Annotated in this window: 17 protein-coding genes and 1 riboswitch; of the genes, 16 read left to right on the top strand and 1 reads right to left on the bottom strand. The window is 47.9% G+C overall.

The annotated features are described in order from the left end of the window. Positions 1-5 precede the first annotated feature (5 nt). From MHH25_RS02495 to MHH25_RS02545, 11 genes are all read left to right on the top strand, one after another. Positions 6-1,931 carry a fructose-specific PTS transporter subunit EIIC gene (locus tag MHH25_RS02495; protein ID WP_340019046.1) on the top strand — a complete coding sequence of 642 codons (1,926 nt, stop codon included), beginning with the start codon at positions 6-8 and terminating at the stop codon, positions 1,929-1,931. A 486-nt stretch (positions 1,932-2,417) separates the two neighbouring features. Beyond that, positions 2,418-3,344, top strand: a complete 927-nt coding sequence (locus tag MHH25_RS02500; RefSeq protein ID WP_036673206.1) for a phosphate ABC transporter substrate-binding protein PstS family protein — start codon at positions 2,418-2,420, stop codon at positions 3,342-3,344. A gap of 142 nt (positions 3,345-3,486) precedes the next feature. Further along, positions 3,487-4,395, top strand: coding sequence for a phosphate ABC transporter permease subunit PstC (gene pstC, locus MHH25_RS02505; protein WP_100528178.1), 909 nt, complete (start codon positions 3,487-3,489; stop codon positions 4,393-4,395). 2 nt (positions 4,396-4,397) lie between these two features. Further along, positions 4,398-5,285, top strand: coding sequence for a phosphate ABC transporter permease PstA (pstA, locus tag MHH25_RS02510; protein WP_036673245.1), 888 nt, complete (start codon positions 4,398-4,400; stop codon positions 5,283-5,285). Positions 5,286-5,297: 12 nt separating this feature from the next. Beyond that, positions 5,298-6,053 (top strand): phosphate ABC transporter ATP-binding protein PstB, encoded by a 756-nt coding sequence (gene pstB / locus MHH25_RS02515; protein WP_036616781.1) that lies wholly within the window; start codon positions 5,298-5,300, stop codon positions 6,051-6,053. A 184-nt stretch (positions 6,054-6,237) separates the two neighbouring features. Beyond that, on the top strand, positions 6,238-7,269 hold the full coding sequence (locus MHH25_RS02520; RefSeq protein WP_051449909.1) for a phosphotransferase: 1,032 nt from the start codon (positions 6,238-6,240) through the stop codon (positions 7,267-7,269). Between the two features lie 77 nt (positions 7,270-7,346). Further along, positions 7,347-9,674, top strand: coding sequence for a collagen-like triple helix repeat-containing protein (locus MHH25_RS02525; protein ID WP_340019047.1), 2,328 nt, complete (start codon positions 7,347-7,349; stop codon positions 9,672-9,674). A gap of 134 nt (positions 9,675-9,808) precedes the next feature. Next, positions 9,809-9,933: riboswitch (glycine riboswitch) on the top strand. A 279-nt stretch (positions 9,934-10,212) separates the two neighbouring features. Continuing rightward, on the top strand, positions 10,213-10,902 hold the full coding sequence (gene sdaAB, locus MHH25_RS02530) for an L-serine ammonia-lyase, iron-sulfur-dependent subunit beta (RefSeq protein ID WP_036607511.1): 690 nt from the start codon (positions 10,213-10,215) through the stop codon (positions 10,900-10,902). Next, entirely contained in the window at positions 10,892-11,830 is a 939-nt protein-coding gene (gene sdaAA, locus MHH25_RS02535; protein WP_036672202.1) for an L-serine ammonia-lyase, iron-sulfur-dependent, subunit alpha, read from the top strand. The genes sdaAB and sdaAA overlap by 11 nt, the downstream gene beginning before the upstream one ends. 267 nt (positions 11,831-12,097) lie before the next feature. After that, positions 12,098-13,312 (top strand): ABC transporter permease, encoded by a 1,215-nt coding sequence (locus tag MHH25_RS02540; protein ID WP_340019048.1) that lies wholly within the window; start codon positions 12,098-12,100, stop codon positions 13,310-13,312. A 54-nt stretch (positions 13,313-13,366) separates the two neighbouring features. After that, positions 13,367-13,879 carry a helix-turn-helix transcriptional regulator gene (locus tag MHH25_RS02545; RefSeq protein ID WP_051449824.1) on the top strand — a complete coding sequence of 171 codons (513 nt, stop codon included), beginning with the start codon at positions 13,367-13,369 and terminating at the stop codon, positions 13,877-13,879. A gap of 140 nt (positions 13,880-14,019) precedes the next feature. Here MHH25_RS02545 and MHH25_RS02550 read toward each other — a convergent pair whose 3' ends face one another. Further along, on the bottom strand, positions 14,020-15,774 hold the full coding sequence (locus MHH25_RS02550; protein WP_340019049.1) for an alpha-glycosidase: 1,755 nt from the start codon (positions 15,772-15,774) through the stop codon (positions 14,020-14,022). 227 nt (positions 15,775-16,001) lie between these two features. Here MHH25_RS02550 and MHH25_RS02555 point away from each other — a divergent pair, with 227 nt between their 5' ends. From MHH25_RS02555 to MHH25_RS02575, 5 genes are all read left to right on the top strand, one after another. Then, a complete protein-coding gene (locus tag MHH25_RS02555; RefSeq protein ID WP_017690959.1) occupies positions 16,002-16,685 on the top strand; it encodes a response regulator transcription factor in 684 nt (227 codons plus the stop codon). Between the two features lie 56 nt (positions 16,686-16,741). Beyond that, a complete protein-coding gene (locus MHH25_RS02560) occupies positions 16,742-18,259 on the top strand; it encodes a HAMP domain-containing sensor histidine kinase (protein WP_076329670.1) in 1,518 nt (505 codons plus the stop codon). An 80-nt stretch (positions 18,260-18,339) separates the two neighbouring features. Beyond that, entirely contained in the window at positions 18,340-19,254 is a 915-nt protein-coding gene (locus MHH25_RS02565) for an ABC transporter ATP-binding protein (RefSeq protein ID WP_036607503.1), read from the top strand. Then, positions 19,251-19,967 carry an ABC transporter permease gene (locus tag MHH25_RS02570; RefSeq protein WP_036607500.1) on the top strand — a complete coding sequence of 239 codons (717 nt, stop codon included), beginning with the start codon at positions 19,251-19,253 and terminating at the stop codon, positions 19,965-19,967. The genes MHH25_RS02565 and MHH25_RS02570 overlap by 4 nt, the downstream gene beginning before the upstream one ends. Position 19,968: 1 nt before the next feature. Then, the gene (locus MHH25_RS02575; RefSeq protein ID WP_192135546.1) at positions 19,969-20,703 is read left to right on the top strand and encodes an ABC transporter permease; all 735 of its coding nucleotides are present in this window, start codon (positions 19,969-19,971) and stop codon (positions 20,701-20,703) included. Positions 20,704-21,338 lie beyond the last annotated feature (635 nt).

Here is a 21,338-nt window from a genome sequence, read left to right on the forward strand (position 1 = left end):
CCATCATGAAGATTTCTAATGTCTTAAAACCAGAAAATATCATATTAGATGTCACCGCTACGACCAAAGCAGAATTAATAGATGAATTGTCGCAAAAGTTAAACGATAACGGCTATTTAAGCGATATTGAGCAATTTAAAAAAGATATCTGGGCACGTGAAGAACAGGTTCCTACAGAAGTGGGATTCGGAATAGCCATTCCACATGCCAAGTCTACTGGAGTACAGTCCCCTGCCATTATTATGGGCAGATCATTAAGCGGTATTGAATATAGTACCGAATCATGTAATTTATTTTTTATGATTGCAGTCGATCAAAGCTCTTCATCAGAGCATTTGCAAACATTATCCAAAATTTCGACCTTTTTGATGGATGAACTATTTAGAGCGAAACTTATCCTTGCTCGAGATCAAGAAGAGATTGTCCGTTTATTTGAACAGGCAGAAGAACAAGATGCGCAGGCGCTTCATAGTCCTAAAAAGTATGCAGGCAAAAAAGTGGTTGGAGTTACAGGCTGTCCTACAGGAATTGCCCATACGTTTATGGCCGCGGAAGCATTGAAAAATGCGGCCAAGGAACTCGGTGTACACATTAAAGTGCAAACCAATGGATCAACAGGTGTTGGAAATCAATTGACTCCTGAAGATATTGCTGAAGCTGATGGTATTATTGTAGCGGCAGATGTTAAAGTCGATATGGATGTTTTTGGCGATCGTTCAGTGATCAAAACCTCTGTCAAAAATGGAGTCCATCATGCACAAGAGTTAATTGAAGATGCGATTGCTGGAAAAGGTGTCGTTTTGAATCAAGGCAACAGTAATCTTAAAGAAGCAAAAGAAAAAACACGCTTAAAGCAGCCTAAAATATACAGCCATATTATGAATGGTGTATCCTTTATGATTCCTTTTGTAGTCGCAGGCGGTATATTGATTGCGCTTTCGTTTATGTTTGGTATTCATGCGGCTGACCCAAATAGCCCGGACTATAATGCTTTCGCCGCTTTTTTAAGTACAGCAGGGGGTAGTGCTGCTTTTGCATTGATGGTTCCTGTATTAGCAGGGTATATTGCATATAGTATTGCTGACCGTCCAGGATTGGCACCTGGTATGATTGGTGGGATGCTGGCAACTATCGGAGGTTCCGGATTTTTGGGAGGTATGCTGGCTGGATTTATCGCCGGTTATACGATCATAGCTCTGAAAAAATTAGTCAAAGGCATTCCTGACTCACTGCAAAGCCTGTCACCTGTGCTGATCTTGCCATTAGTAGGTTCATTTATAACCGCCTTGATTATGTATTTTGTCATCAACAGTCCGATGGCTTGGATCAATGAGTCGTTACAAGGTTGGCTAAATGGTTTAACAGGTTCTAATGCTATTTTATTAGGAGCACTTCTGGCAGGAATGATGGCATCTGATATGGGAGGGCCGATTAACAAAACAGCATCTGCATTTGGACTGGCGATGTTCGCCAATCAAATCTTTGAACCTTCTGCTGCTCTGATGGTTGGAGGTATGGTTCCGCCACTGGGTATTGCATTAGCTACAACATTATTCAAGAATAAATTTTCAATCGAAGAACGTAATGCAGGCAAAGCCGCTTATATTATGGGTGCGTCGTTTATTACAGAAGCCGCGATTCCGTTTGCTGCAAATGATCCCTTGAGAGTTATTCCATCCAATATTGTAGGTGCAGCGATTGGTGGAGGAATGAGCATGGCTCTAGGTATTTCGTTACAAGCTCCTCACGGTGGAATCTTTGTTATTCCCATTGCGGCAAGTAATCCATTACTGTATATTGTCTGTATTTTAGTTGGTTCCATCATTACAGCTTGTATGATTGGATTGTTAAAGAAACCTGTATATCAACCAAAAAGTAATTCAAGCGACCCGTCAGATAAAAAAGCCTTAACAACTATGAAATCTGCATAAATTCTCTAACCAGCTGGTGCTCATGCACTGGCTGTGAGGCAGTTGTTTGTTCTATATAACGGATTGATTCAATATCTACATTAAGTATTTACACAAGGCCAGCCTTTTATAGGGCAGGCCTTCTTTGCATACTTCCCAGGCAGGAGATTGAAATGCCTGAGATTCAACGAGCGCTGACACAGCGAAGGGAACGGAACGATTGTGGAAAAGCGAAGCGTTCGCCTTTATCCCCGGATGTATTCCTTGGAAAAAGTAAATCATATAAATCCGGGGATAACAGCGATTGAAACAACGTCCGTTCCCGTAGCGACACTTCAGCGCCAAATTGAATCCCAGATATTTCAATATACAGCCGATATTTTTAACATTGCGTTTACAAAACACTGATTTTAAGATGACATACCGAAACTACAATGAGTAAAGAGTTGATGGTGAACAAACAAATTCACAAAACGCCATCACTACATTGGGGGAGGAAAACAAAACATGTTTAAAAAGTTGCCGTTTATTTTGATGACCTTAACGTTCGTACTGGTACTCGCAGCATGCGGATCGAAAAATGACGCTGGTACAGAGGGTGCCGCAAGCAATGGATCAGGAGAAGCTGCTACTGAGCTTAGCGGTAACATTCTGGCAGTCGGATCGACAGCATTGCTACCTCTGGTAGAACAAGCTGGACAGAAATTTATGGCAGTTGATGAATATAAGAACGTAACGGTTCAAGTTCAAGGTGGCGGTAGTGGTACTGGTTTGACACAAGTATCTGACGGACAAGCTACAATCGGTAACTCTGATGTATTTGCAGAAGAGAAACTGGAAGACGAAGCCAAAGTAAAAGAATTGGTTGATCATCAAGTAGCAGTAGTAGCTATGGCACCAGTTAGCAACAAAGATGCAGGTGTAGAAGATTTGACGAAGCAACAACTGATCGACATCTTCTCCGGTAAAGTAACAAACTGGAAAGACGTTGGCGGCGCGGATAAAGCAATTGTTATTGTAAACCGTCCGAGCAGTTCCGGTACTCGTGCAACTTTTGAGAAGTATGCATTGGGTGCAAAAATGGGTGATATCCAAGGTTCGATTCAAGAAGATTCTTCTGGTAACGTAAAAAAATTGGTATCTGAAACGCCAGGTGCTATTGGTTACCTCGCCTTGTCTTACTTGGATGACAGCTTGCAAGTGTTGAAATACGAAGGTGTAGAAGCAACAGTTGAGAACGTAGAAGCAGGAACTTATCCAGTATGGGCTTACGAGCACATGTACACAAAAGGTAAGCCAGATGCAGCAACACAAGCATTCCTGGACTACATCTTGAGTGACGAAATTCAACAAAACGACGTGACAGAACTGGGATACATTCCAATGTCAGGTATGAAAGTAAAACGCGATGCAGCAGGTAATGTGGTTGAGTAATCTTTGAACTTGCGCATACAGCGAAAGAGGCGGACTTAGGTCCCGCCTCTTTACGCGGTTTGCTCTAAAATAATCCCATATTTTGCATTAATTCTACTATAGAAGGATGGTTGTTATGGAACAGACCGAAGGGGGAACGGTAATGAATAACAAGTTGAAACCGCGCCGGCCCTTAAAAGAGAAACATTATTGGGAAGAGTGGACGGGACGGATCTATACGTCGATTTGTGTCGTTTTCCTGATCGTTGTCATGTTTTCCATTGTTTATTTTGTAGCGTCCAAGGGACTGTCCACATTTTTCCAAAATGGAATAAGCATCAGCGAATTCCTTGGTGGAAAAACGTGGAATCCGACCGGAGAACCTGCGTTCTACGGGGCATTACCGTTCATCACAGGTTCTTTCATTACAACCTTGCTTGCAGCATTGATCGCAAGTCCGCTTGGCCTGTGTGCAGCGCTCTTCATGACAGAGATTGTTCCGGGTAAAGGCAAAAAGATCTTGCAGCCTGCGATTGAACTCTTGTCCGGAATTCCATCCGTTGTATACGGATTTATCGGTCTGAGCGTCATCGTACCTTTGTTGCGTAGTATCTTTGGTGGAACAGGCGTCGGGATTGCAGCCGGATGTCTTGTTCTCGCGGTAATGATTCTTCCTACGGTGACAAGTATTATGGCAGATGCATTGTCCGCGTTGCCAAAAGGATTGCGTGAATCCTCCTATGCACTGGGTGCCACTCGCTGGCAAACCATCTACCGTGTCATTATTCCAACAACTTTGCCAGCTTTGTTGACAGGTGTCGTTTTGGGTATGGCCCGTGCCTTTGGTGAGGCTCTTGCTGTACAGATGGTTATCGGTAATGCACCGCATGTTCCAACATCCTTGCTCGAATCAGCTTCAACATTAACAAGTGTAATTACACTCAGCATGGGTAACACCACGATGGGTTCTGTTCATAACAATGCACTGTGGAGTATGGCGCTTGTCCTGTTGGTGATGACATTTGTCTTCGTCATTCTGGTTCGCCTGCTTGAAAGGAGAAACCGGGTATGAAAATGAAGGCAAAGACGGCAGATAAAATTGCAACATCCGTTATCGTTGTACTAGCCCTGTTCATTGTTATTCTATTGCTCGGTCTGCTTGGCTTCATCATGTATAGAGGCATTGGACATATTAGCTGGAACTTCCTTACAAGTGCACCACAGTTGCTTAAGGGTGGCGGCGGGATTGGTCCACAGCTCTTCAACTCCGTATTCTTGCTTGTTCTGACCTTGCTTGTTACCATTCCACTCGGATGGGGCGGCGGGATTTACATGGCGGAATACGCCAAACCAGGCAAGATTACCAGCTTCATTCGTCTGGTCGTTGAAGTATTGTCATCATTCCCATCCATCGTTATCGGTTTATTTGGTCTCTTGCTGCTAGTAAATCAATTTGGTCTTGGTTTCTCCCTGATCTCGGGTGCCTTGGCTCTGGCGATCTTTAACTTGCCACTGATGGTACGGACAACGGAGCAGGCCTTCCGGGCCGTTCCGAAGGAACAGAAAGAAGCAGGTCTGGCGCTTGGACTGTCCAAGTGGAAGATTATCACTTCGATTCTACTGCCTGTGGCATTGCCGAGTTTGATTACGGGTACGATCCTGGCATCGGGCCGGATCTTCGGTGAAGCAGCAGCGCTGATGTTCACCGCAGGTATGAGTAGTCCACCATTGGACTTTACAGATTGGAATCCGACGAGTCCAAGATCACCGCTTAACCCTTTCCGTCCGGCAGAGACACTTGCTGTCCATATCTGGAAAGTGAATAGTGAAGGTATTGGGCCAGATTCCAAAGAAGTGGCAGCAGGGGCATCCGCCGTGCTTGTCATTCTCGTGCTGGCGTTCAATCTAAGTGCACGCTGGATCGGTCGGGTTGTATTCCGCCGCATGACAGCTTCGAAATAAGGAGGAACCAACATGGCCATACCTTTTGGTACGGAACAGTTAAGCATATATTATGGACATTTCCAGGCGGTCAAGCAGATTAGCCTGACGTTTCCTGAAGCAAGCGTAACGGCTCTTATTGGGCCGTCTGGTTGCGGTAAATCCACGTTCCTCCGTTCGCTGAACCGGATGAACGACGAGATTGCCGGTTCCCGTACAGAGGGACATATCTGGATGGACGGTAACGATCTGAATGAGCCTGGAACCGATGTAATCAAGCTTCGCCAGAAGATTGGCATGGTGTGGCAGAAGCCAAATCCTTTTCATAAGTCCATCTACAACAATATCGCGTTTGGCCCCCGCTACCGTGGTACGAAGAGTAAGAAGGCACTGGATGAAATTGTGGAAAAAAGCTTGCGCCGTGCTGCGCTCTGGGACGAAGTGAAAGACAGACTGCATGAGTCAGCTCTGTCTCTCTCTGGCGGACAACAGCAGCGCCTATGTATCGCTCGCGCTTTATCTGTTGAACCACAGATTCTGTTGCTCGATGAGCCAGCATCTGCACTTGACCCGGTATCTACGGGTAAAGTTGAAGAGTTGATTACCGAGCTCAAGAAGGAGCTACGGATCGTTATTGTTACCCATAACATGCAGCAGGCGGCACGAATCTCGGATTACACAGCTTATTTCTATCTGGGAAGCATGATTGAGCACGGGGATACGGAGCATATTTTCACGAACCCGGACAATCGTCTGACGCAAGAATACATTATGGGTCGTTTCGGTTAATTGGATCATGGAGTGTAACATAGAGTAATAGACAAAGAGATTAAGAAATAATAGAGACAAAAGAAAGCACAATGCCTGGACGGTTGTTCGGGGGTTGTGCTTTTTTAATTTATAATTTTAGTGGGATTTTCTGTATGCGGGATAAACATTATGCTACGATATTTAGTGTGAAGAGAACGTTTACATGACTTCGAAGGAGATGTTGATAATCACTACGGATCAGATGTCTTACGACCATATGGCAGCTCAGATTATACAGAACTACACTATTGAGAAACCTGTCGTTTCATATATTCGTCATAATGAGAATCTGACGTATCATGTCATTGATGAAGCAAGCGGGCAGAAGTATCTGCTACGTATCCATCAAGCCGCATATGCAAGTATGACTGGCATTCAGCATACGCTTCCTGCGCTGGAGGCAGAGATGAACCTGCTTCATGAGTTAAACGCAACGACAGCATTGCGCGTGCAGCATCCGGTACGGAATGTATCGGGAGACTGGGTCACGGTATGGAAAAGTGAAGCGGGTAAAGAAATCTGCTGTACAGTACTGGAGTGGATTGAGGGAAGGGACATCCAGCAGGGAGAACGCCTGACAACAGAGCAGATCTATGATCTGGGGGCACAACTGCAGATGCTTCATCAATATGGGCGTGAGCAGAATCAGATAGATCGAACAAAGGTGCGGCCGGCATATGGCAATAGCCATGAGAACTTGGTCATGCTAGGGCAGCTAGAGGAAGGTGTCCGACTGGGGATTTTTACAACGGAAGACTTTGATCTGCTTCGTGAGACGTTTGAGAACATTAATGAGCAGTTAGAAACATACCCGCATCAAGCAGGGACATGGGGGATCATTCATGGGGATATTACTCGCAACAATCTGTTGATAACGGAGCAGGGAATTTCCATGATTGATTTTTGTCTACACGGTTATGGATATTATCTTTTCGATGCCGGAGGGGCAGCGCTTATGTTCAATAGGGAGGAACGTGACATATTTTTATCCGGTTATACCCAACAGATCGCACCACTGACGGATCGTGATATTCGATTGATGGAAGGGTTCATGTTGATCTTTACACTGGGTTATTATGCCTTTCAGATGGCGAATAAGTCGAGGCACGAATGGATGAAAGATCGCATGCCGAAGCTATGCAGCAAGTATTGCCGACCTTATGTGCAAAATGAGCGTATTTTCTATGAGTTGTGACGACATCTACTTGTTTGCTACATATACATAAAGGATGATCATGACCCGGCGAAGGCTGGCAGAGGAGGCATCCATGTATGGCTGTTTTATCAACAGGCCCCATTGAAAATAATGTTGTTGCGGGAAATGGGCGTCCTACCCAGAGAATTACGATAAGGCTGGATAATAGGAATACAATTAGTATTTATACAGTTCTTGTTCAAGGATATTATTTGGTAGGCGTACGTACATTATATATCGAAGAGTTGTTCAATGTTTTGCCTAATCAGGTAATAACCAAGGATTTTTATGCGGATTTGGACGGGTTTGAATTTGTTTTTACAACGGATGATGCTACTGTGGAGGATGTGCAGATTTCGGTCTGGGGGAAAAACCAGAATGGAGAACTGGTCACCGCCCATCGTCTCGTATCCGAGGAATTACTGGGGGCGTACAGTGGTATTTTAGGTGTAACTGGAGCCACCGGTGTTACAGGTGCAACAGGCGTGACAGGAACGACCGGAGATACTGGATCTACAGGTGCAACGGGAGTAACGGGAACGACAGGAGTCACTGGAGATACGGGAACAACTGGAGTAACAGGCGCAACGGGAGTAACAGGGGCGACTGGAGGTACTGGAGATACGGGAGCGACAGGACTGACGGGAACAACAGGGGTCACTGGAGATACAGGTGCAACAGGCGTAACAGGGACGACTGGAGTTACTGGAGATACGGGAGCGACAGGACTGACGGGAACGACCGGAGTCACTGGTGTCACAGGTTCAACAGGCGTAACGGGGACGACCGGAGGTACTGGAGATACGGGAGCGATAGGACTGACGGGAACGACAGGGGTCACTGGAGATACAGGTGCAACAGGTGCGACAGGTGTAACAGGGGCGACTGGAGTTACTGGAGATACGGGAGCGACAGGACTGACGGGAACGACCGGAGTCACTGGTGTTACAGGTGCAACGGGAGTAACAGGGACGACCGGAGTCACTGGGGTTACAGGCGCAACGGGAGTAACAGGGACGACCGGAGTCACTGGGGTTACAGGTGCGACAGGTGTAACGGGGACGACCGGAGGTACTGGAGATACGGGAGTGACAGGCGTAACGGGGACGACCGGAGTTACTGGGGCTACAGGTGCAACAGGCGTAACAGGGGCGACTGGAGATACTGGGGTTACAGGTGCAACCGGATTGACGGGAGCAACAGGAGTCACTGGTATAACAGGTGCGACAGGCGTAACGGGGACGACGGGAGTCACTGGTGCTACAGGTGCGACAGGCGTAACCGGAACGACTGGAGATACTGGGGTTACAGGTGCAACCGGATTGACGGGAGCAACAGGAGTCACTGGTATAACAGGTGCGACAGGCGTAACGGGGACGACGGGAGTCACTGGTGCTACAGGTGCGACAGGCGTAACCGGAACGACTGGAGATACTGGGGTTACAGGTGCGACAGGCGTAACGGGGACGACCGGAGGTACTGGGGTTACAGGTGCGACAGGCGTAACAGGGACAACCGGGACGGCCGGAGTAACGGGAGCAACGGGAGCGACCGGAGTCACAGGGGTTACAGGTGCAACAGGCGTAACCGGAACAACCGGGATGTCCGGAGTAACGGGAGCAACGGGAGCGACCGGAGTCACAGGGGTTACAGGTGCAACAGGCGTAACCGGAACAACCGGGACGTCCGGAGTAACGGGAGCAACGGGAGCGACCGGAGTCACTGGGGTTACAGGTGCAACAGGCGTAACCGGAACAACCGGGACGGCTGGTGTAACGGGAGCAACGGGAGCGACCGGAGTCACTGGGGCTACAGGTGCGACAGGTGCGACGGGAACAACCGGGACGGCTGGTGTAACGGGAGCAACGGGAGCGACCGGAGTCACTGGGGCTACAGGTGCGACAGGCGTGACGGGAACAACCGGGACGGCTGGTGTAACGGGAGCAACGGGAACGACCGGAGCCACTGGCGCAACAGGAGCTACTGGATCGACAGCAGCTTCTGCCCCTGCGGATTCTTCCTTGTTTGCTGATAGCCAGACCACGGCGTTGGGTCTTTCATTAGTAGCCGAAACGACGATTCAGACACTTAATGTACCTGTAGTGGCAGGTCAACGCGTGAAAATCGATAATAGTACACAAGTAGCAATAGTTGTAGGGTCTAACTGGAGTATTGCGTATAACATTAATCTGAGACGTAACGGAGTTTTAATTAATCAATTGCAACTCTCACGAACCGGTAATGCTTCGGGAACGTTGAGGTTTCTTTCCTCCAACACTTACGTGGATACATCCCCGACTACAACGACTAATGCATACACGATAAGTATCCAATTTACGACAACTAGCAACGTCACGAGTGCCTCAGCGGAAGTGAGAAATCTGAATGCTATTCGTTTCAGTTAAAATAGACATCGAACTTATGATAATTACACGTTACTTTTGTTGACATATATGATGTTGTACATTACTCTATGGGTATACTTGATCAAAAATTTAGAAATATACCAATTCGAATCGAATTAAGATAATACAGCGGATGATAACGAGCGGGAGAGACCTGAGTTAGCCGAGCAATATGGCTAGTGTTCAGGCACCGAAGGAGCAAGCTGCTGCGCACCCGGCGCAGTGGTTAATCTCTCAGGTAAATGTACCATCGTTGGACGCAACTCTGGAGAGTGCGCGAACTGCGCCACCCAAGGGGTATATGATCAGTCAGACCGGTGAACTTGTCTGTAATCGCAGGCAATGCACCTTGTCGTGAGACACTGCTGATCGTGAAACTCTCAGGTATCGAGGACAGAGAGAGGGCCTGGGGCCTTCTTCTGTCCTTTTTTGATGTCATCATATCCAAAATAAGGGACATTGTGGATGGAACTCCGGGATCGAAATGACGAATACATTTTACAAATATGAATCATGATTAATAATGGAGGGTTACAAGGTGCGATTTAAAGATGTTTTCTCAATTATTGGTCCGTCGATGACGGGGCCTTCAAGTTCACATACAGCTGGAGCGGCAAGGTTAGGGAGAATTGCTCGACAGTGGCTAGGATGTACGCCAGATCGTGCCCGGCTGACGCTGTACGGTTCATTTGCAGATACGTATCAGGGGCACGGAACAGATCTGGCACTGATCGGCGGTCTGCTGGATTATGTCACAGACGATCCGCGTATCCCGGATGCAGAGCAATACGCAGAGGAAGCGGGCATGGAGGTTGAGTTTTATACAAGTGGCCTGCCTGCTCCTCATCCAAATACGGTCAAAATTGAGTTGTGGCATGGAGAACGTGCCTGCTCCTTAATCGGTGCATCCATTGGTGGTGGAAGCGTATCCGTGCATTCGATGAATGATTTTCGTGTTCAGATTAGTGGTGAGTTTCCAACACTCGTTCTGCGACATGCGGATAAAGCAGGGGTGCTCGCATCGGTAACGTCCACGATCAGTTCATCCGGGGTTAACATCGGGTATATGCAGGTGGACCGGAAAGCCCGTGATGGCGAAGCACTTACCGCGATGGAAATGGATGGTGTGCCTAATCCTGATATGCTCAAGCGTCTAAAAGAGCTGGACCATGTGCTGGACATTCGTGTTATCGATTTGAAGAGAGGAGTTGATTCGGATGCGGTTTAAACATTTGCACGAGCTGAATACGATCTGTACAGCAGAATCCAAAACCATTGCTCAGCTGATGATCGAGGAGCAGGTTCAGGAGACCAATACACCGGAAGCGGATGTTGTGAAGCAGATGTCTGAATATTATCAGGTGATGAAGGAAGCGGTACGCAAAGGGTTAACGGAAGATACGACATCACGCAGTGGATTAACAGGTGGAGACGGCAAAAAAATGGCTGAGTACATTCGCAAGGGTGAGACTTGCTCGGGAGATGCTTCCGCACTTGCCATGGCGTATGCCCTGTGTGTATCTGAAGTGAATGCCTCCATGGGTCGGATCGTGGCAACACCAACAGCTGGTTCCTGCGGCATCATCCCCGGTGTTTTTATTAGCTCACAGGAGCGATTTGGCTGGACGGACGAACATTTGGTGAACGGGTTGTTCTGTGCGGGAGCGATTGGTTATGTTATCGCGAACAATTCATTTATCTCCGGAGCCGAGGGTGGCTGTCAGGCGGAAGTGGGTTCCGCTATCGGCATGGCTGCGGGTGCCATGGTTGAACTGCGTGGAGGTACACCGGAACAGGTCGTTCATGCCGTTGGTTTGGCGTTAAAAAATACACTGGGCCTTATCTGCGATCCGGTCGCAGGCCTTGTTGAAATCCCGTGCATCGTCCGTAATGGACTGGGTGCAGTTACGGCGCTGGCTGCGGCTGACATGGCCCTGGCCGGAGTGCGTAGTGCCATTCCGTCAGACGAAGTCATCGATGTCATGCTGGAAGTAGGCAGTGCAATGCCGAGCCGCCATCGGGAGACAGCCCAAGGTGGACTGGCCCAGACGCCAACCGGCCGCAAAATGATGCAAAAGCTGGCTAAACCAAAGGCAAAGCGTGCCGAGCCTGAGCCGGAGTCCCCTGCTGAAAATGACGTAGAAACTAAGGCATAAATCGGATTGATATGAATTAAATCTAACGCTAACTTGTGGAGCCTGCCTTTAGCCTTGATTATTAAAGGTGAAGAAGAGTCCTTACATGATATGAAAAGCCGGTACAAATCTTCCTGGTGAAGAGATGTATCGGCTTTTTTTGTCTTTTTCCAACGAAGAAAAACAAAAAAACATTGACGATCTATATATCGATTAGATATATTAATTGTTGTCATATATCAATACGATATATATAAGAGCGAAACAAAATTAAAGGAGATGGATAGAATGAAAGGTATTTTCCAGACGAGTCTGCTGTTTTTGAAAAACGGAGCCACCATTGTAGGTTTAATTACGGCTGTGCTGTTTCAGGTTTTTTTTAACATCATCTGGCTTAGCGGATACGACCAGGTTAACGAAAGAATGACTCAATTGGCTGTCACCATCGTGAATGAAGATGGGGTAGCGGCTGAACCGGTGGCCGAGTCTCTGGCAGCGGGCCTGAATTTCGAGGTCAAAACATCTGAATCGATGCAAGAAGCGAGACAGATGTTAACGGACCGGGATGTGTACATGATTATTGAGATTCCATCAGGTTTCATGCAGCAGGCAGAAGACTTGTCGAAGCCGATGGCAGTTAAGTATGTGATGAACGAATCAAACGTGGCTACCGTGAAAAGTGTGATGCAGAACGTAGCCGCACAAGTTACAGCGACATTGAACCGTGAAGTACAACAGGAGGTTATTCACGGAGTGCTGAATCAATCCGGTATGACTGCTGATCAGGCCGATGCGTTGGCGCTGGGGTTATCTTCACGTGTTGAGGCAGAGGTGGAGCGGCTGAATCCTGTTGATAATTTTGCTTCCTCGATGGTACCGATGTTGATTGTAACGGCTACGTTTACCGGAGCGATGTTGCTAAGCATGAATCTGCAGAAAGTTTCTGGTGAACTGAGTGGGCGAGCTGGGAAATGGGAGCGCTTCTGGGCACGTAACATCGTTAATCTTGGTGCGGCATTTATCGTTTCGCTCGTTGGTTCGGGGATGATGCACATTATGGGGGTATCATCAGCAGACGGTTGGTTCATGTTATGGCTGTTCCAGTTACTGATCACCATATCTTTTCTATTTATGGCTCAGTTGAGCCTGCTATTGCTTGGCAATGCTGGGGCTTGGTTAAACAGCGCGCTGTTGCCTCTATTGATGCTGTCTTCGGGATCAACGATTCCGCGAGATGTAATGCCTGAGTTCTACCAATTTATCGGTCATTATCTGCCAGCGACTTATGCCGTAGAAGGGATGATGAACCTTGTGCTCGGAGGAAACGGAATTGGCCGGGATGCGATGTTGCTCGCCGTAATCGGTGGTGTAACACTGACTCTGGGTGCGCTTTGCATCTGGATCAGACGCTCCGGCCCGGTACGTTCTGAAGCTCGTAGGGAGGACCAGCCTGCTGCTGTGCCTGTTGCTCTGAAAGCAACCGTTTCGTCATATGATCATTGAACAAGGGGTACTGATTGTGATACGTTAAGGGGAATGGAAAGGAGCGGTACACCGATGAACACGCAGCATGTCATCCTCGGAATACTGCACAATCAGCCAAGTTCCGGATACGAGATCAAGCAGTACTTTGAACAATATTTTTCATTTTTCTTTGATGCCAGTTTCGGCACCATATATCCTACACTTGCGAAGATGGAAAAGTCAGGATTGCTGACTAAGGAATCGGTGAAGCAGGAAGGGAAACCTGATAAGAACGTGTATTCATTGACCCCTGAAGGAGCAGCGCAATTTCACGCCTATTTAATGAGTCCTTTGGAAGCTGAGGTATTTCGTTCTGATTTTCTGATGCGGTTGTATTTCGGAGAGTTGGCGGATGAAGATACCGTAACGGGTTGGATATCCAGCCAGTTGAAGCGAAAGGAAATGTTATACGCTGAACTTCAGCGCCAGATGGAGGAATTCGGCGAACGTATTTCGCCTGCACAGCGTCTGTGTCTGCAAGTGGGGCTTGTACAATATGAGGCCACCATCCAGTTGCTCAAGGAACAGCTGGTTCGGCCAGAGTAATCCATGGCCATAATGAATAACGTCAAAATCAAATAGGTGCTCCACAGATCAGGAACAGATCTGGGAGCGCCTATTTCGTTTGATATGCCGATGAACTGAACAGACTCCAGTCTTGCATATGAGCAAGTATAGCTTGGTGTTTATATGAGACTAGTACTCAGTACGGCATATCCATACGCGGGCAATTCAATGGCGAGTACGCCATCTTCCTTGGCGGTACGATGGTTTCCGCCGAATAACTCGGTCCATTCCTCGTCACCGGCCTCCAGCTCGACAATAGCCGTCTCTTCTGATCGGTTGAACAGAACCAGAATACGTTCCTCCTCATTTTGCCGCTCAAATACCAGTTGGCTGCCATCGGGACGAGCCTGCAAGAAACGAACGGTGCCTTCTGCACGCAGGGCAGGATGAGCATGACGCAGGGAGATCAGTTTCTGATAAAAGTTAAACAGCTCTCGGTCCTGCTTTGCTTCATCCCATTCCATGCATTTACGGCAGCCCGGATCATGTTCGCCGTCCATGCCAATCTCGTCTCCGTAATAGATGCACGGAGCACCCATATAACTGAACTGGAATAACGCAGCCAGCTTCATCTTGCGCTGGTCACCTTCACACAGCGTGAGCAGCCGCGGGGTATCGTGGCTGTCCAGCAAATTAAACGCCACTTCGCTGGCCTGAAGCGGATAACGGGATAACTGTCGCCCGATGGAGTTTGCGAACTGTTCGGCGTGCATCGTATTTTTCACAAAGAAAGCATTCACGGCATCGGTAAACGGATAGTTCATGGACGCATCGAACTGGTCGCCTTGCAGCCAGGAGGAAGACTCGTTCCATACTTCGCCCAGAATATAGGCATCCGGATTAGCCGCTTTGACTACACGGCGGAAATCACGCCAGAATGCATCGTCCACTTCGTCTGCCACATCCAGCCGCCATCCGTCTGCACCCACTTCCTCGATCCAGTACTCGGCAACCTCCAGCAGATAGGCCTTAACCTCGGCATTCTCCGTATTCAGCTTTGGCATATGCGCTTCGAACCCGAAGGTCTCATACGTAGGAATGCCGTCCTTCACGTCCAGCGGGTATTCATGTACATGGAACCAGTCCTTATATTTGGATTGTTCTCCGTTCTTCTGTACATCTACAAACGGCGCAAATGTTTTCCCGGAATGGTTGAACACAGCATCAAGAAGTACGCGAATTCCGCGTGCATGGCACAGCTCGACCAGTCGTTTCACGGTATCTGCGTCACCAAAGTGCCGGTCTACCCGCAGGTAGTCTTCGGTATCGTATTTGTGATTGGTGGTGGCTTCAAAGATGGGGGTGAAGTAGATCGCATTAATGCCAAGATCGCTGATGTAATCCAGATGGTCGATCACGCCCTGAAGGTCACCGCCGAAGAAATTGAAAGGTGTAGGCTCACCACCCCACGGCTCTACCTTTTCCGGACTAATATCCGGGTTGCCGTTGGCGAATCGTTCAGGGAAAATCTGATAGAACACTGCATCCTTAACCCATGCAGGGGGTGTGAATACAGCTCCAGCATGAATATAAGGGAACTGGAACATACGACCCGGATCGTCTGGTTCTTTTTCCTGGAAGTCCGTCTCGGTCATCCAGATCTGTTCGTCTCCGTTTTTGAGCAGAAAAGAGTATTTCAGTCGGTGGTAGGGAGGTTTCACCTCACCCTCGAAGTAATCGAACATGGAGTCAGAGGTGAACTTTGTTAAGGGAACCAGTGCTTTGGTTGCATCCCACGCATATTTATCCCCGGTCAGGGCATGTACCTCGGTCAGATCATTCTTTTTGGCACGCAGGCGCAGATGGATTGTATCTTGGTCATAGGCATAGGCCCAGTTTCGTTTCGGTTGATGATAAATAGCTTCCAGAAACATAATGATTTCCTCCCGTCAGGTGTAGCACTGATATGTACTTGGTAGACTTGATTAATATGACATTCCCCACGTTAATGGATAAGCTATAATTAGCATGTATGGTAACGTAAAGGACTTCAACATTTGCTCAACAAGACATGAATCCATATGATATAGACAGCTTTTATCATGATGATGCTCAGATATATCATTAACCCATTGGGGGCAGAAAGGAAACGAATATTCGGATGAAAACCAAACTGTTATATATTGAAGATGATACGGAAATTGCGACTTGGGTCAGAGCCGATCTGGAGGAGCGCGGTTATGAGGTGGTATGGCTCGGCAGTGGTGAAGGCGCAGCGGAGGCTGCTGTCGGTTGCTCACTCATTATTCTGGATGTCATGCTGCCTGGGCTGGATGGATTTACGGTGGGCCAGCGACTGAAAAAAGAACATCCCGCCGTGCCCATTGTCATGCTCTCGGCCAGAACGTCCATTGACGATAAGTTGCACGGTCTTGATTTTGCCGATGACTATGTGACCAAACCATTTCACCCCGATGAACTGGCTGCCCGGATTGAAGTACAACTGCGTAAGGCAGGAACAGCGGTCTCATCGGATACAGCCCTGAAGCTGGATCATCTCTCCATCTATGAGAAGGACAACCGGATCGTCAATGAGGAGACGGGAGATGAGATTATTTTATCGGGAAAACAGTTCCACATCTTCGCCTACCTGCTACGACATATGGGCATGATTCGAACCAAAGAGCAGATCTATGAAGCCGTCTGGAACGAGCCCTATCTGGATGGGGACAAAACTTTAATGGTACATATTCGACATCTACGCGAAAAGCTGGAGCTTGATCCGGCCAATCCAGTAGTTATTCAGACAGTCCGTGGTGTGGGATATCGTGTGAAGAAGCCATGATTCGGTGGTTCAGAGAACGGAAGATCATGAAGGGAGAACGGAAGGGAGAACGAAGCATGGAGCAAAAGCAATCCGGGCGGCGCAAGCTTCGCTTTGGGCGGTCCTTGATGTCCAGATACATCATTCTGATCTTGGCGGCTGTATTATTTGTGCCCGTTGTGCTTCCGATCATATCCGTTATATATATTGTTGTAGTGAATAACACGGACACGAATATGAACCGTGCCGCTCCTTACGGTGATGTTACTAAGATCAGTAACCTCTGGTCACATGAAGCGAAGAACTTGGATGGTGCTTCGGATGAAGAGATTAAGGCCCGGTTGGAGCAATTACATGACTCGTATCCCAAATCTTCCATGTATCGTGTGAATGTGAGTGGTGAGACCCTCTTTATTCTTGGTGGTGAAGATGTAACGCTTCTGAAATCCACGTCGCCGGATGGCAGGACAGATACGACATTGAGATGGTCACTGGATTCCGGGCAAACGACAGAGACTTATATTCCAGCCTTATGGAATGTAAACAATACGGTGCAATTCATGAAAGTAGCTTCCTTTCGCGATCCACTGACCGTAGTTGCATATATTGGCGGAGCTGAGCAGGACAAAGGACAGGGATTCATGATCATTGAAGTGCCGCGGTCACTTCTGCAAATGAATCAGAGTAACTGGCCGATGGAACTCTTGTATCTTGGTATCGTAATGACCCTTATCTTTCTGATCTTCATCGTTATGTCGATTCTCTTCTTCGCACGCATTCGCAAACGACTTATTCGGTTGCAGACGGCCATGATGACCACAGGCAAGGAAGGCCTCCCGCTTCCGGTAGATATCCGCCGGTCAGACGAGATTGGTCAACTAGAGGAAGCCTTCAATCAGATGGTGCATCAACTGTCCGACAGCCGCCACCGTGAACGCGAGGAAGAACAATTGCGCAAACGTCTCATTGCGGGGCTTTCCCACGATCTGCGTACCCCGCTAACGGTGATTCGTGGACATATGCATGCTTTGCACAAGGAAGAGCTGAGCGAGCAAGGTGACCGTTCATTACATCGCATGGAAGCAAAGATGGAGGACCTCGGCGGGCTCATTGACAACATGTTATCCTACAATTTGCTCACGAGTGGGAAATATACACTGAAGCTGGAAGAGAAAGATATACTGCGGATCGTCAGGGAAACGGCGGCCGCCTGGTACCCAGTCTGGGAGAAGGAGCAATTTGAGATTGATATTGACCTCCCGGAGGAACCGCTGATCTGGCATATGGATGAACAGGGCATGCGTCGTATTCTTGATAATTTGTTCCAAAACGTGATCCGTCATGCCGACAGCGGGAAATATATTGGTATATCAACTCAGGAGATTCAGGGTGAGACGGCCATCGTTATTCAGGATCGGGGTCCGGGAATGCAACCGAATGCCGACACAAAAGGCACAGGTCTGGGTTTGTCCATTGTAGACCTGTTGATCCGTGAGATGGGTCTGCGCAAGAGGGTAGACAGTTCCGATACGGGTGTCCAGACATATATCTACAGTGGTAAGGGGAAACAGGGAAACAACAAACCGCTGAAATAGCTTTTTTAAACTAAACTTAAACTAGAGACTACTCTGGCTTTAACCTTGGAAGGTTACGATAGTTCTGAGGTGATCATACAGTGAGTGAAAATATTATTCAAACGGCTAATCTATGGAAAACATACCGGGACCGTGCAGCGGTCCGTGAACTTGATCTGCATATTAAAAAGGGAGATATCTACGGCTTCCTCGGTCCCAATGGCGCCGGCAAAACAACAACGATTCGCATGCTTCTCGGCTTGATTAAACCAACCAAAGGCGTGATCCGTGTCTTCGACAAGGACATCCGCAAGGATCGCATGGATATTTTGCGCCGTGTGGGCTCCTTGGTCGAATACCCGTCCTATTACGGACATCTGAACGCAGTAGAGAATCTGGAAACTTTGCGCCGCATTATCAATGTACCAAAATCCAGAATTGCTGAAGTGCTGTCCATTGTAGATCTGACCAAGGATGCCAAACGTTCAGTAAAGGGGTATTCCCTTGGGATGAAGCAACGTCTGGGTATTGCCAGCGCTTTGCTGGGTGAACCAGAGCTGCTGATTCTGGACGAACCAACGAATGGGCTTGATCCTGCCGGTATTCAGGAGATTCGGGAACTGATCAAACGCATGCCTCTGGAACACGGCATTACCGTTCTGGTTTCCAGCCACTTGCTGAGTGAAGTCGAACAGATGGCAAGTCGCGTTGGTATTATCCGTGAAGGCAAGATGGTGCTTCAGGATACTATCGCAAGTCTGCATAGTCAGACGGGTAGTTCTATCCGGTTAACGGTTTCCGAGCCGGAAGAGGCTATGAAGCTGGCAAAAGAACAGGGACAATTTGGTCATCAACAAGGTGCTGCATTAACGTTCCCTTATATGGATAACAGTTCAGTGGCACTGCTTGTGCGCCGATTAATTGAACAGGATCATGATGTGTATCGTGTAGAGGAACAGCGTCAGTCGCTGGAAGATCTGTTCATGCGGGTCATTGGCGAGGGGGCTTCCATATGACCGGGCGTGCATTATCGTCAGACTGGCTCAAGATTCGGGGGAAGGGGATCTGGTTTCTTGTCTTTCTGGCCCCTCTTGGATTGACAGCGATGCAGGCGCTTAATTTTGGCTTACGGTTGGACTATCTGAAAGAGCAGTATGCAGATAACCTGTGGGGCGGATTATTGGGCAATGTGGTTGTCTTTGTGCCCTTGTCTCTGATGCTGGGAGCAACCATTCTCAGCTCCATGATCGCTAATGTTGAGCATGAACAGGGATCGTGGAAACAGTTGCTCGCGATGCCCATTCCCAGACCAGCCGTGTATTTAGCCAAGTTCCTGCTTGCTTGTGTGCTGCTGGTGATCTCCTGCCTGCTGCTAACCGCAGGAATTGTGGGTCTGGGTCTGATCCTCGGATTCCATGCCAGCGAAATACCTTGGACACATGCGATCAAGCTGGGTCTATTGCCTTTGGCTGGTGCACTTCCGGTGTTGTCACTGGAGTTGTGGCTCACGATGGTTAACAAAAATCAGGCGCTTCCCGTCACGTTGGGCATCGTTCTCGCGATAACGGGTATGTTCTCACTCAGTATCTCACCAATCTTTCCGCTCGCATGGGCACAGATGGCCTGGAATGGGCCTAATCCATACCTGTATGCAGGCATGGGGGCAGGTCTAGGGTTATTAATCCTGTTGCTGGGTATGGTGCATTTTAGCCGGAAGGATGTGGCCTGATATGAGCTTTGCGACAACGTACTTCCGAATCTTGTCCGCTGAACGATTGAAAATGAGCAAATCGCCCATATGGCTCCTGATTCTGCTGAGTCCACTCATTGCGCTGCTCATCGGACTGTTGTCCACGCCATCGGGAAATTGGCAGGTATTGATGACCACGATGGTTTTCCTACACGGATTGTTATTGTTACCGATGCTGACTGGTGTGTTTACGTCCTTTGTCTGCCGTTTCGAACATGCAGGTGGAGGGTGGAAGCAGATGCTGGTTTTACCGCTCACACGTTCAGGTGTATATGCAGGTAAACTGACGATTGTACTCATGCTTCTGGCGGGCACGCAAGTATTGTTGCTGATGTCCATTCTGCTGGCAGGCATGTTTCACGGCATTACGATGCCAGTACCTTGGGGATTCTTGGTAGGCAAACTGCTGCTTGGCTTGCTGGCCTGTATACCCCTGGCTGCCCTGCAGATGTTCGTTTCATTGGTGTGGAGCAGCTTTGCCGCACCGCTCGCACTGAATTTTGCACTGACCATACCGAATATTCTCATTGTAAACTCGGCGACATATGGGCCGTATTATCCATGGGCACAACCAATGATTCTGATGACACCCGTGGACGGTGCAGGTTTCGGAGCCTACAATGTTCCACTGGTCACAATGCTGGCGGTTGTTGGAGGCAGTGCTGTTATTTTCATTGGAATCGGCATGATGTATTTTGCGAAAAAAGAAATCTGAATAATCCGTTACACCCTTGGTTATCGTAAGTCAAAATCCTCTTTAAGCAAAACATGCAAGCTCTATTGTATGTATGCTTCAGGAGGATTTTTTCTAATGTCTGACCCACCCATCATGAATGGTCAGCTCGCTAACGAATCTGAGGAGTCTTATTCAAGGATTTGAAGTGATCTCAGCAATCTAAGGAACCTGAGACATGTTATATCCAATGAAACAACCGTTTGCAGCGTATATGACAGGAGATTATGGGGATTGACGTGTCTGATGTTCCTTAAAATTTAAAAAGGGCACATGGACGCCAAATAAGGTGTCCTGAGTTCTTTAGAAAATTGCTTAGCCATTCGTCAGAATCAGCTGACTTGGAATTGAACTTCAAACTTGTTAGAGGCTTACATTGATCCTTGTATAAATTGTCTGCCTTTGCAGGCACCTCCTAAGTAAATCAAAATTCCAAGTATTACCTCACACATCGTGTGAATTGAATCATAGATTGCAAGCAAAATGAGACGAGAATCTGGTAAAATAAAAAAAGCTGTTTCTAGGCAGGCTTACATGGTTATTCGAGGGTAGGCCCATTTTAGTAAGGGATAATTAATCCCTGCTGTTAGATGAAGATATTGGCTGAGAAAAGAGGG

It is taken from the genome of Paenibacillus sp. FSL H3-0457 (assembly GCF_037981725.1).
Lineage (GTDB): Bacteria > Bacillota > Bacilli > Paenibacillales > Paenibacillaceae > Paenibacillus > Paenibacillus amylolyticus.

Excerpts from the sequence above, each read along its gene's own strand:
- MHH25_RS02520 (WP_051449909.1), top strand. The coding sequence starts at position 6,238 with ATGACTTCGAAGGAGATGTTGATAATCACTACGGATCAGATGTCTTAC.
- MHH25_RS02560 (WP_076329670.1), top strand. The coding sequence starts at position 16,742 with ATGGAGCAAAAGCAATCCGGGCGGCGCAAGCTTCGCTTTGGGCGGTCC.
- pstA (WP_036673245.1), top strand. The coding sequence starts at position 4,398 with ATGAAGGCAAAGACGGCAGATAAAATTGCAACATCCGTTATCGTTGTA.
- MHH25_RS02500 (WP_036673206.1), top strand. The coding sequence starts at position 2,418 with ATGTTTAAAAAGTTGCCGTTTATTTTGATGACCTTAACGTTCGTACTG.
- MHH25_RS02575 (WP_192135546.1), top strand. The coding sequence starts at position 19,969 with ATGAGCTTTGCGACAACGTACTTCCGAATCTTGTCCGCTGAACGATTG.
- MHH25_RS02525 (WP_340019047.1), top strand. The coding sequence starts at position 7,347 with ATGGCTGTTTTATCAACAGGCCCCATTGAAAATAATGTTGTTGCGGGA.
- pstC (WP_100528178.1), top strand. The coding sequence starts at position 3,487 with ATGAATAACAAGTTGAAACCGCGCCGGCCCTTAAAAGAGAAACATTAT.
- MHH25_RS02495 (WP_340019046.1), top strand. The coding sequence starts at position 6 with ATGAAGATTTCTAATGTCTTAAAACCAGAAAATATCATATTAGATGTC.
- MHH25_RS02555 (WP_017690959.1), top strand. The coding sequence starts at position 16,002 with ATGAAAACCAAACTGTTATATATTGAAGATGATACGGAAATTGCGACT.
- sdaAA (WP_036672202.1), top strand. The coding sequence starts at position 10,892 with ATGCGGTTTAAACATTTGCACGAGCTGAATACGATCTGTACAGCAGAA.
- MHH25_RS02550 (WP_340019049.1), bottom strand. The coding sequence starts at position 15,774 with ATGTTTCTGGAAGCTATTTATCATCAACCGAAACGAAACTGGGCCTAT.
- MHH25_RS02545 (WP_051449824.1), top strand. The coding sequence starts at position 13,367 with ATGAACACGCAGCATGTCATCCTCGGAATACTGCACAATCAGCCAAGT.
- MHH25_RS02540 (WP_340019048.1), top strand. The coding sequence starts at position 12,098 with ATGAAAGGTATTTTCCAGACGAGTCTGCTGTTTTTGAAAAACGGAGCC.
- MHH25_RS02570 (WP_036607500.1), top strand. The coding sequence starts at position 19,251 with ATGACCGGGCGTGCATTATCGTCAGACTGGCTCAAGATTCGGGGGAAG.
- pstB (WP_036616781.1), top strand. The coding sequence starts at position 5,298 with ATGGCCATACCTTTTGGTACGGAACAGTTAAGCATATATTATGGACAT.